An 11,434-nucleotide genomic window follows, 5' to 3' on the forward strand; every position below is an offset into this window, starting at 1 on the left:
CATGACACTTCTCGTTTTTGTCGGCTCTCTCCTGGGAGCCATGGCGATTGGCGTTCCCGTCGCTTTCTCGCTGATGTTCTGCGGCGTCGTGCTCATGTGGTACATGGGCATGTTCAACACTGCGATCATCGCCCAGAACATGATTTCGGGCGCGGATACCTTCACGCTGCTGGCCATCCCGTTCTTCATTCTGGCTGGCGAATTGATGAATTCGGGCGGCCTGTCGCGCCGCATCATTGATTTCGCCATCGCCTGCGTTGGTCATATCAGGGGCGGTCTCGGCATCGTTGCCATCGTGGCGGCCATCATCATGGCCAGCATCTCCGGTTCGGCGGCAGCCGATACCGCAGCCCTTGCCGCAATCCTCATCCCGATGATGGCGAAGGCCGGTTACAATATTCCGCGCTCCGGCGGCCTCATCGCGGCAGGCGGCATCATCGCACCGGTGATCCCCCCGTCCATGGCCTTCATCGTTTTCGGCGTCGCCGCAAACGTCTCGATCACCCAGCTCTTCCTGGCAGGTATCGTTCCCGGCATTCTGATGGGCATTTCGCTGATCGTCGCCTGGCTGATCGTCGTTCGCAAGGATGACATCAAGCCGCTGCCGAGAACCACAGCCAAGGAACGTCTCGTCGCAACCGCCCGCGCCGGCTGGGCGCTCGGCATGCCCGTCATCATTCTCGGCGGCATCAAGGCCGGCATCATGACGCCGACGGAGGCCGCCGTCGTCGCTGCCGCCTACGCGCTGTTCGTCGGCATGGTGATCTACCGCGAACTGAAGCCGGCGGACCTGTTCCACGTGCTTCTGCGCGCCGCCAAGAGCACCTCGATCATCATGTTCCTCGTCTGCGCTGCACTCGTCTCCGCGTGGCTCATCACGGCGGCGAACATTCCGAACGAAGTCGCAGGCTATATCGAGCCGCTGATCGACCGTCCGATGCTTCTGATGATCGTCATCATGGTGCTGGTCTTCATCGTCGGAACCGCGCTCGATCTGACCCCGACCATCCTGATCCTGACGCCTGTTCTGATGCCCATCATCAAGCAGGCAGGCATCGACCCGGTCTATTTCGGTGTACTCTTCATCATCAACAACGCCATCGGCCTGATTACCCCTCCGGTTGGCGTCGTGCTGAACGTCGTCAGCGGTGTCGGCCGCATCCCGCTCGGCAAGGTCACAATCGGCGTCTGGCCGTTCCTCGTCGCCGAAACCATCGTGCTGGCGCTGCTGGTGATATTCCCTGACATCGTCATGGTTCCGCTGCAGTACCTTCGTTAATCGATACTTTTTCTCGACCACAATCCAAGGGAGGATATTATGAGAAAGCTTCTTCTGACCACTACAGCGATTGCCTTCGCCGTTGGCGCCGCTGCCCCGGCAATGGCCGAATTCAACAGCCGTAACATCCGCGTTTCGAACGGCATCAACCAGGACCACCCGGTTGGCAACGGCATCAAGGCCATGCAGGCCTGCCTCGATGACAAATCCGGCGGCAAGCTGAAGCTCACGGCATTCTGGGGCGGCGCGCTTGGCGGCGACCTTCAGGCAACGCAGGCCCTGCGCTCCGGCGTTCAGGAAGCTGTCGTAACCTCGTCCTCGCCGCTCGTCGGCCTCATCCCGTCGCTCGGCGTCTTCGACCTGCCGTTCCTCTTTGCGAACGACAAGGAAGCCGATGCCGTCATGGACGGCGCCTTCGGCGACATGATGAACAAGAAGCTGGAAGAGCAGGGTCTCGTAAATCTCGCCTACTGGGAAAACGGTTTCCGCAACCTGTCCAACTCCAAGCATGCCGTGAACAAGTGGGAAGATTTCTCGGGCCTCAAGGTCCGCGTGATGCAGAACAACATCTTCCTCGACACCTTCCAGAACCTCGGCGCCAACGCAACGCCGATGGCCTTCGGCGAGGTGTTCTCGGCGCTTGAAACCAACGCGATCGACGCACAGGAAAACCCCTATGTGACGATCGACACCTCCAAGTTCTACGAGGTGCAGAAGTACATCACCGAGACGAACCACGCCTATACGCCGTTCCTCTTCCTCTTCTCCAAGCCGATCTTCGACAGCTACACGCCCGAAGAGCAGACGGCCCTGCGTGAATGCGCAGTCGTCGGCCGTGACGAAGAACGCAAGGTCATCCGCGAACTGAACCAGAAGTCGCTGGAAAAGATCAAGGCTGCCGGTCTCGAAGTGAACACGCTGTCTCCGGAAGAGCAGACCCGTATTCGCGAAAAGTCGATGGTCGTTTACGAAAAGCACAAGGCTGAAATCGGCGCTGACGTCGTTGACGCCGTTCTGGCGGACCTGAAGAAGATCCGCGGCCAGTAATCCTTACCGGATAAAATTGAAAACACCCGGAGGTTCCGCCTCCGGGTGTTTTTGTTTGTGAAAATGGCCGACAGAAAAAAGGCTGCCGAAGCAGCCTTTTCAAAAGATCACGCCGTGCGGTTCTGCCGGTTGGCGATGAGGTCTTCGACCACCGCCGGATCAGCGAGCGTCGATGTATCCCCCAGCGCACCAAAGTCGTCCTCGGCGATCTTGCGCAGGATACGCCGCATGATCTTGCCGGAACGGGTCTTGGGCAGGCCCGGCGCGAACTGGATCTTGTCAGGTGTCGCAACCGGCCCGATCTCGTTGCGCACGTGTTTCACCAGCTCCTCGCGCAGCGCATAGTCGCCATTCTGGCCCGCCATCAACGTGACATAACAATAAATGCCCTGTCCCTTGATGGGATGCGGATAACCGACCACGGCCGCTTCCGAAACCTGATGATGCGACACCAGCGCCGATTCCACTTCGGCCGTGCCAAGGCGATGACCGGAAACGTTCAGCACGTCATCGACGCGGCCGGTGATCCAGTAATAACCGTCCTCATCACGACGGCAGCCGTCACCGGTGAAGTATTTGCCCTTGTAGGTCGAGAAATACGTATCGATGAAGCGCTGATGATCGCCATAGACGGAGCGCGACTGGCCCGGCCAGCTGTCGATGATGCAGAGATTGCCGTCAGCCGGCCCTTCCAGCACGTTGCCTTCGGCATCGACAAGTTGCGGCTGCACGCCGAAGAACGGCCTCGTCGCCGAGCCAGGTTTCAGATCGGTCGCACCCGGCAGCGGCGAGATGAGAATGCCGCCGGTCTCCGTCTGCCACCAGGTGTCGACGATCGGGCTCTTGTCTTCGCCGACCACATGGTAATACCACTCCCATGCTTCCGGGTTGATCGGCTCACCCACCGTGCCGAGAAGACGGATGCTGGAGCGCGACGAGCGCTGAACGAACTGGTCGCCCGCCCCCATCAGCGATCTGAGCGCCGTCGGCGCCGTGTAGAAGATATTGACCTTGTGCTTGTCGATGACTTCCCAGAACCGGCCCTGATCGGGGAAGTTGGGAACGCCTTCGAACATCAGCGTCGTCGCGCAATTCGCAAGCGGCCCATAGACAATATAAGAGTGCCCGGTGACCCAGCCGACATCGGCGGTACACCAAAAGACCTCTCCATCCTTGTAGTCGAAGACATATTCATGCGTCATCGACGTATAGACGAGATAACCGCCAGTCGTGTGCAGCACGCCCTTCGGCTTGCCGGTAGAGCCGGAGGTATAAAGGATGAACAGCGGGTCTTCAGCGCGCATCTTCACCGGCGGGCAATCCGGCTTAACGGTGGCGATTTCCTGGTGGTACCAGATGTCGCGGCCGGGAGCCCAGCCGGTCTTGCCGCCGGTGCGGCGCACCACCAGAACCTTGTTGACGATGACATATTGCTTGGCGGCGATATCGATCGCCTTGTCGGTGTTTTCCTTGAGCGGGATAGGCTTGCCGCCGCGCACGCCCTCATCGCAGGTGATGACGAAGGTGGACTGGCAGTCAACGATGCGGCCCGCCAGCGCTTCGGGCGAAAAGCCGCCAAAGACGACCGAATGGATGGCGCCGATGCGGGCGCAGGCGAGCATCGCATAAGCCGCCTCGGGTATCATCGGCATATAGATGGTGACGCGGTCACCCTTCTTGACACCGTGCTTCTTCAGCACATTCGCAAGACGGCAGACATAATCATAGAGCTGGTTATAGGTGATCTTCTTGTCGATATAGGGATTGTCGCCTTCCCAGATGATCGCCGTGCGCTCGCCATGCGTCTTCAGGTGACGGTCGATACAGTTATAGGAGACGTTGGTGAGGCCGTCCTCGAACCACTTGATCGGCACCCTACCCTTGAAGGACGTATTCTTGACCTTGGTATAGGGCTTGAACCAGTCGATCCGCCGGCCGTGCTTGTCCCAGAACTTTTCCGGATCCTCGACGCTCTCCTGATACCATTTCTGGTAACGCTCATTGTCGATGAGCGTGCGGGCCTTCGCCGATTTGAGCACCGGGTAGATTTTGGCAGACATGAACTCCTCCTGGAACCAGATATGGCTAGATATGCGTGACCTTGAGACTCCCACCTCAGGCATGTGTTGAATTCATAGCAGTTCAAATCCGCACGGCAATTAGACAAAGGTCATTTGTTTCGCAAAGAATTGCAATTATGATGCAATCCGGTTATAGAGCGCCAATATCCCGGAAATCAGTGGTTGATACCACGCCCGCGACACCGGCGCGGACGGACAGAAGGACTGTATCTATGGCTCAACAATTGCTCATGCCAAAAGCTACGGCTGTATGGCTGGTTGACAACACCGCGCTGTCGTTCGATCAGATCGCCACGTTCTGCAAACTGCATCCGCTTGAAGTCAAGGCAATTGCCGACGGTGAAGCCGCGCAGGGCATCAAGGGCCTCGATCCGATCGCGACCGGACAGCTTTCCCGCGACGAAATCGCCCGTGCCGAAGCCAATCCGAACCATAAGCTGAAGCTTTCCGAGCCGAAGGTCCGCGTGCCGGAATCCAAGCGCCGTGGCCCGCGCTACACGCCGGTTTCCAAGCGTCAGGACCGTCCGAACGCCATTCTCTGGCTCGTTCGCAACCACCCGGAACTGAAGGATGCGCAGATTTCGCGTCTCGTCGGCACCACGAAATCGACGATCGAGCAGATTCGCGACCGTACCCACTGGAACTCGGCCAACCTGACGCCGATGGATCCGGTAACGCTCGGCCTCTGCAGCCAGATCGACCTCGACCTTGAAGTCGAACGCGCCTCGCGCGGCCGCCCGCTGCCGACAGCCGAAGAGCTGGACAACACGCTGCAGCCGGCAACCGTGACCGAAGGTCTGGATTACAACCTCCAGCGCGAAGAAGACGAACAGATCGACGCCGATGCGGTCTTCAAGAAGCTCTCCTCGCTGAAATCCACGCAGAAGGACGAAGACGAGGACGATCAGTACTGATCGACGTTTTCGAATGTTTGAAACCCGGCCTCAGCGCCGGGTTTTTTGTTTATGGCCTTATCGCGTACCGAAGATGGCCGAACCCACACGCACACTGGTCGCGCCGAATTCGACGGCGGTTTCGAAATCGCCCGACATGCCCATGGAAAGCTTCTCAAGGCCGCACTCCCTGGCAAGCTTCGCCAGCAGCGCAAAATGCGGGCCGGGATTTTCATCGGCCGGCGGAATGCACATCAATCCCTCGACCTGCAATTTCAGCTCATCCCGGCAAAAGGCCACGAAAGCAACGGTCTCACGCGGATCGATGCCCGCCTTTTGCGGCTCAAGCCCCGTATTGACCTGAACATAAAACCGAAGGCTGCGGCCCTGCTTGCCGCATTCCTCGGCAAGCGCGCGGGCGATCTTTTCGCGGTCGACGCTCTCGACGACATCAAACAGCGCCACGGCATCCGCCGCCTTGTTGGATTGCAACGGGCCGATCAGATGCAACTCTATGCCGTCAGCCTTCTCTTTCAGCGCCGGCCACTTGCCCTGCGCTTCCTGCACACGGTTTTCGCCGAACACACGCTGGCCGGCATCGATGACCGGCTGGATAGCTTCCGCATCAAAGGTCTTCGAGACCGCGACGAGGGCAACATCCGCAGGCTTGCGGCCGGATTTTTCCGCGACATCACCAATGCGTTGCCTGACATCCTCAAGACGTGCTTCGATTTCCATCACAAGACCTTCATTTGAACCATTCGCAACGCTAACTAGACGCCGATTGCCTTGATGCCAAGCGGGTTTAGCACCATTTGAGGCAAGCTGGCCAAGATTGAACGCCCGAATGCCCCGCCAAACTTGACGCCCCGGTCGTTTCATGGTGAAGGTCAGCGCAAATTTTTCCCCTCGATACCCGGAATTCTAAACAATGGCCATCGAACGTTACAATCCTCGCGACGCCGAGCCGCGCTGGCAGCAGAAATGGAACGAAGACAAGGTTTTCGTCACCGACAACAGCGATCCGCGCGAGAAGTATTACGTTCTAGAGATGTTTCCTTATCCATCGGGACGCATCCATATGGGCCATGTCCGCAACTACGCCATGGGCGACGTCGTCGCCCGCTACAAGCGTGCCCGTGGTTTCAACGTCCTGCATCCGATGGGCTGGGACGCCTTCGGCATGCCTGCCGAAAATGCCGCCATGCAGAACAAGGTTCATCCGAAGGATTGGACCTACCAGAACATCGCGACCATGCGCGGCCAGCTGAAATCCATGGGCCTGTCGCTGGACTGGACCCGCGAATTCGCCACCTGTGACGTGGAATATTACCATCGCCAGCAGGCGCTGTTCGTCGATTTCATGGAAAAGGGTCTGGTCTATCGCAAGCAGTCCAAGGTCAACTGGGACCCGGTCGACCACACTGTTCTCGCCAATGAGCAGGTGATCGACGGCCGCGGCTGGCGCTCCGGCGCGCTGGTGGAACAGCGCGAACTGACGCAATGGTTCTTCCGAATCACCGATTTCAGCCAGGACCTGCTGGACGAGCTGGATACGCTGGATCAATGGCCGGAAAAAGTGCGCCTGATGCAGAAGAACTGGATCGGTCGTTCCGAGGGGTTGTCGCTGCGCTGGCAAACCGTTGCTGACACGGCGCCGGAAGGTTTCTCCGACATCACCGTCTATACGACGCGCCCGGACACGCTGTTCGGCGCATCCTTCCTGGCGATCGCCGCCGACCATCCGCTGGCGCGGGAACTGTCTGCCCAGAATCCTGCGATTGCCGAGTTCTGCGACGAATGCCGTCGCCATGGCACCTCCTTGGCAGCGCTGGAAACGGCGGAAAAGAAGGGTATTGATACCGGCGTCAAGGTCGTGCACCCGCTGGACCCGACATGGGAACTGCCGGTCTATGTCGCCAACTTCGTATTGATGGACTATGGCACCGGCGCGATCTTCGGCTGCCCCTCCGGCGACCAGCGCGATCTGGATTTCGCCCGCAAATACGGCCTGCCGGTCGTCGCCGTCGTCGCACCGGAAGGTCCGGATGCCGCAAGCTTCACCATCGAAGACACCGCCTTCACCGATGATGGCGTGATGATCAATTCCGGCTTCCTGAACGGCATGAATACGACGGACGCTTTTGAGGCGGTCGTGCAGAAGCTCTCTGCTGAGATGCTGGGCAACACGCCGCAGGCCGAGCGCAAGGTCAATTTCCGCCTGCGCGACTGGGGCATTTCCCGCCAGCGTTACTGGGGTTGCCCTATCCCGGTCATCCATTGCGAAGTCTGCGGCGTGGTGCCGGTTCCGAAAAAGGACCTGCCGGTCAAACTGCCCGACGACGTGACTTTCGATGTGCCCGGCAACCCGCTGGACCGGCACCCCACATGGCGCCATGTCTCCTGCCCGCAATGCGGCCATGACGCACGCCGCGAAACGGATACGATGGATACATTCGTCGATTCCAGCTGGTATTACACGCGCTTCACCGCGCCGTGGGAAGACGCACCGACCGACCCGAAGGTCGCCAACCACTGGCTGCCGGTGGATCAATATATCGGCGGCATCGAGCATGCCATCCTGCACCTGCTCTATTCGCGCTTCTTCACCCGTGCGATGCGCGAAACAGGGCATGTGGATGTCAAGGAACCCTTCAAGGGCTTGTTCACCCAGGGCATGGTGGTCCACGAGACTTACAGCCGCGGTGAAGGCACAACGCGTGAATGGGTGCCGCCTGCCGAACTGCGGATCGAGGAAAACGACGGCGCGCGCCGCGCCTTCCTGCTCTCTTCCGGCGAAGAGGTGAAGATCGGCTCCATCGAGAAGATGTCGAAGTCTAAGAAGAACGTGGTCGACCCTGACGATATCATCGCATCCTACGGGGCGGATACCGCGCGCTTCTTCGTTCTCTCCGATTCGCCACCTGATCGCGACGTCATCTGGTCTGAAGCCGGTGTGGAAGGTGCAAACCGATTCGTTCAGCGCGTCTGGCGGATCATTGGCGAAGCAGCCGAACAGTTGAAGGGCGTGAAGCCGAAGCCGGCAACCGAAGGCGAAGGGCTGGCAGCCTCCAAGGCGGCCCACAAGACACTGAAGGCTGTCCAGGAAGATCTGGACAAGCTCGCCTTCAACAAGGCCATCGCCCGCATCTACGAACTGGTCAATGCGCTGGCCGGTCCGCTCGCCGATGTTGCTTCTGGCGGCAAGCCTGACGACGTCAAGGCAGCGGCGCGCGACGCCGTCGAAATCCTCATCCGCATCATTGCCCCGATGACACCGCATCTGGCGGAAGAATGCTGGTCGGCGCTGGGCAATACGGGCCTCGTGGCCCAGACACCATGGCCAAGCTTCGTCGCTTCGCTGGTCGAGGAAAACGACGTGGTCATGCCCGTGCAGGTCAATGGCAAGAAGCGTGGCGAATTGACAATCGCGCGCGATGCGGATCAAGATGCGGTTCGAACGGCCGCCCTTGCGTTGGATGCCGTCAAATCGATTCTTGCCGGTGGCGAGCCCAAAAAAGTCATCGTGGTTCCGCAGAGGATTGTGAACATTGTTGTCTGACGTTTTTTCAAGATGGAGCCGCGTCGCGGCAACGATTTCCGTCGTGACGATGGCTGGTCTTCTGGCAGGCTGCCAGGTGCGCCCGCTTTATGGTGAGGCTTCCGGAACCAAGGAGAGGCTGGCGGCCGTCAGCGTCTCCGAGACCGGTGGCAGGGTCGGGCAGGAAGTCCGCAATCAGCTGATCTTTCTGATGGCCGGCGGCGCGGGCCAACCGGCCACGGCACAATATAACGTCAAAGTTTTTGTAAGCTCGAGCGCCACGTCAACGGAAGTGCAGAACTACGACCTGACGACCCGCGCGAACAACAATTACGACGGCCCCTATCCCGGCCGTGTCGTGATGAGCGGTCAATATGTGCTGACGCGCGTTTCCGACGGTCAGATTCTGCGCTCTGCACGCCGCAGCGTGACGGCGCAGGTGGACTTGCCGCAACAGGAATTCGCCAAGATCCGTGCAACTCGCGACGCCGAGAATCGTGCCGCCCGGGAACTGGCTGAAATCATCCGCACCGATATCGCCGCCACACTCGGCCGCTGAGAGCGGCGGCCGTGACGGAGATAAAGTCCCATGAATTCGAGCGCTTCGCCGAAAATCCGGCGGAGCGCTTTCGCGTTTTCGTGCTCTACGGCCCGGATCGCGGCCTCGTATCGGAACGGGCGACCCTCATCGCCAAAAAGACCGGTATCGATCCCGACGACGCTTTCGCATCGCTGAAGCTGACCGCATCCGATCTGCAGGGCGACCCGGGCCGTCTGCTCGACGAAGTGAACGCCATCGGTCTTTTCGGCGGTGAAAAACTTGTCTGGGTCAAAGGTGCCTCAGCCGAAAAGGCGCTGGTGGATGCCCTCCAGATTCTGGCGGAAACGCCGCCGGAAGCGAGCTTCCTGATCATCGAAGCGGGCGATGTCAAAAAAGGTACCGGACTGCGCAAGATCGCGGAGCCTGCGCGCTCCATCGCCGCGATCCCCTGTTATGCCGACGATGCCCGCTCGCTGAATGCACTGATCGATCAGGAACTATCCGCAGACAATCTGCGCATCGCGCCTGCTGCGCGGCAGAGGCTGATAGAATCGCTCGGCGGCGACCGTATCGCTTCGCGCAATGAAATCCGTAAGCTCGCGCTCTATTGCCGTGGCGCGGACGTGATCGAAGAAGACGACGTTCTCTCCATTATCGGCGATGCCAGCACGGTCTCCGCCGACGATGCCGTCGACGCCATCCTGAAAGGCGACAGAAACGCCTTTTTCCATGCGACACAGAAGATCGTCTCTTCGAAGACGCCGATCTTCCTTGTGCTCCAGGGATGCCTCAAGCAATTCCAGCTGCTCGACCAGATGCGGGCCGAAATGGATGAGAAAAAACTGCAGGCCGGCCAGGTCATGCAGACGCTTGGACGCCACATCCACTTTCGCAGAAAACCCGTCATCGAAAGAGCGCTGCGAACGTGGCAGCCAGCGGCGATTGCCCGCGAGATGAACCGTCTGCAGGCCGCCATCCTGCAAAGCCGCCAGCGGCAAAGTCTGGAGGAAAGCGTGGCCCTTCTGACATTGCTCTCCACCACGCTCCAATCCGGCCGCGGCGGATAAACAAAAAGCCCTCGTGCTGGGTGCAACGAGGGCTTTTCAAATATTTGTACAGGACCTTCGTAAATCCGAGGTCAGTCGCCCTTACCGGGCTCGGCAGAGAAATAAAGCTCCAGCTTGCCTTCAACGCCGTCCATTTCCTTGGCTTCCGCCATCGGGTCACGCTTGATTGTGATGTTCGGCCAGATTGCCGCATATTCGGCATTGAGCTTCAGCCACTTGTCGAGACCCGGCTCCGTATCGGGCTTGATAGCCTCGGCGGGACATTCCGGTTCGCACACACCACAATCGATGCATTCATCGGGATTGATCGCGAGGAAATTTTCACCCTCGTAAAAGCAGTCGACGGGGCAGACCTCAACGCAATCGGTATATTTGCAGCGGATGCAATTGTCGGTCACGACATATGTCATGATGAACTCCAGAATATGCAGGCCGGGTCTTTGGGCTTCGGAACACAAGCCGTCGCCCGGAATTCAGACAGGGCAATTTCGCAAGTGACGTAATGCCTTTGACTACAGATAGCAAGGATAAACAATTCTGAAAAACGGGTGCGACTTGGAGGTTTATTCTAATCTTTGCTTCCGTCGCTATCAGACAGAAACCTGTCGAGCGCCCTGCGCTCTTTTTTAGTGGGACGCCCGCTGCCCGGCTGGCGCAACGCCTGCTCGAGAGGCGTCAGCCTGTCGGAAGGTTCCCGTGGCGGTGTTTGGTCGTCATAAAGAAGTCTGGCTTCCTCATAGGGCCCACGCCGTGTTCCGCCGGACTTGACGACGAACAACTTGTCCATGCGCTCGAAACCGATATCGAGCCTGTCACCCGCCTTCACCGCATGGCTGGGCTGGCGGATGGTAACCCCGTTGACCTTGACGTGGCCCGACTGAATGTAGCCTTGGGCAAGCGAACGGGACTTGGCCATACGGGCAAAGAACAGCCACTTGTCCAGACGCTGACGCGTGCCTTCCAGTGGCTGTTCGCTGCTTCCCAT

At 59.2% G+C, this 11,434-nt stretch carries 10 protein-coding genes; 6 read left to right on the forward strand and 4 right to left on the reverse strand.

The window, feature by feature from the left end; genetic code table 11:
• Position 1: 1 nt before the first annotated feature.
• On the forward strand, positions 2–1,279 hold the full coding sequence (locus tag DA915_RS25075) for a TRAP transporter large permease (protein WP_003505178.1): 1,278 nt from the start codon (positions 2–4) through the stop codon (positions 1,277–1,279).
• Between the two features lie 39 nt (positions 1,280–1,318).
• Complete coding sequence (locus tag DA915_RS25080) at positions 1,319–2,326, forward strand: TRAP transporter substrate-binding protein (protein ID WP_060727351.1); 1,008 nt, start codon at positions 1,319–1,321, stop codon at positions 2,324–2,326.
• Between the two features lie 107 nt (positions 2,327–2,433).
• Here the strand turns inward: DA915_RS25080 and acs are convergent, their stop codons facing one another.
• On the reverse strand, positions 2,434–4,386 hold the full coding sequence (acs, locus tag DA915_RS25085; protein ID WP_003505182.1) for an acetate--CoA ligase: 1,953 nt from the start codon (positions 4,384–4,386) through the stop codon (positions 2,434–2,436).
• 233 nt (positions 4,387–4,619) lie between these two features.
• Between acs and DA915_RS25090 the strand changes: the two genes are divergently transcribed.
• The gene (locus DA915_RS25090; protein ID WP_003505184.1) at positions 4,620–5,321 is read left to right on the forward strand and encodes a DUF1013 domain-containing protein; all 702 of its coding nucleotides are present in this window, start codon (positions 4,620–4,622) and stop codon (positions 5,319–5,321) included.
• Positions 5,322–5,378: 57 nt separating this feature from the next.
• Here DA915_RS25090 and DA915_RS25095 read toward each other — a convergent pair whose 3' ends face one another.
• Positions 5,379–6,038, reverse strand: coding sequence for a YggS family pyridoxal phosphate-dependent enzyme (locus DA915_RS25095; protein WP_162708979.1), 660 nt, complete (start codon positions 6,036–6,038; stop codon positions 5,379–5,381).
• Between the two features lie 193 nt (positions 6,039–6,231).
• Here DA915_RS25095 and leuS point away from each other — a divergent pair, with 193 nt between their 5' ends.
• Genes leuS through holA form a run of 3 tightly spaced genes read left to right on the forward strand, consistent with a single transcriptional unit; the run spans position 6,232 to position 10,449 of the window.
• Positions 6,232–8,862, forward strand: coding sequence for a leucine--tRNA ligase (gene leuS / locus DA915_RS25100; protein WP_107677643.1), 2,631 nt, complete (start codon positions 6,232–6,234; stop codon positions 8,860–8,862).
• On the forward strand, positions 8,855–9,400 hold the full coding sequence (lptE, locus tag DA915_RS25105; RefSeq protein ID WP_060727347.1) for an LPS assembly lipoprotein LptE: 546 nt from the start codon (positions 8,855–8,857) through the stop codon (positions 9,398–9,400). The genes leuS and lptE overlap by 8 nt, the downstream gene beginning before the upstream one ends.
• A gap of 11 nt (positions 9,401–9,411) precedes the next feature.
• Positions 9,412–10,449 (forward strand): DNA polymerase III subunit delta, encoded by a 1,038-nt coding sequence (holA, locus tag DA915_RS25110; protein ID WP_107677644.1) that lies wholly within the window; start codon positions 9,412–9,414, stop codon positions 10,447–10,449.
• Between the two features lie 71 nt (positions 10,450–10,520).
• Here holA and fdxA read toward each other — a convergent pair whose 3' ends face one another.
• Both fdxA and DA915_RS25120 read right to left on the reverse strand, forming a co-directional pair.
• Entirely contained in the window at positions 10,521–10,859 is a 339-nt protein-coding gene (gene fdxA / locus DA915_RS25115; RefSeq protein ID WP_003505193.1) for a ferredoxin FdxA, read from the reverse strand.
• Positions 10,860–11,017: 158 nt separating this feature from the next.
• A complete protein-coding gene (locus DA915_RS25120; protein ID WP_107677645.1) occupies positions 11,018–11,434 on the reverse strand; it encodes an RNA-binding S4 domain-containing protein in 417 nt (138 codons plus the stop codon).

The organism is Agrobacterium sp. LAD9 (assembly GCF_003031125.1).
Classification (GTDB): domain Bacteria; phylum Pseudomonadota; class Alphaproteobacteria; order Rhizobiales; family Rhizobiaceae; genus Agrobacterium; species Agrobacterium radiobacter.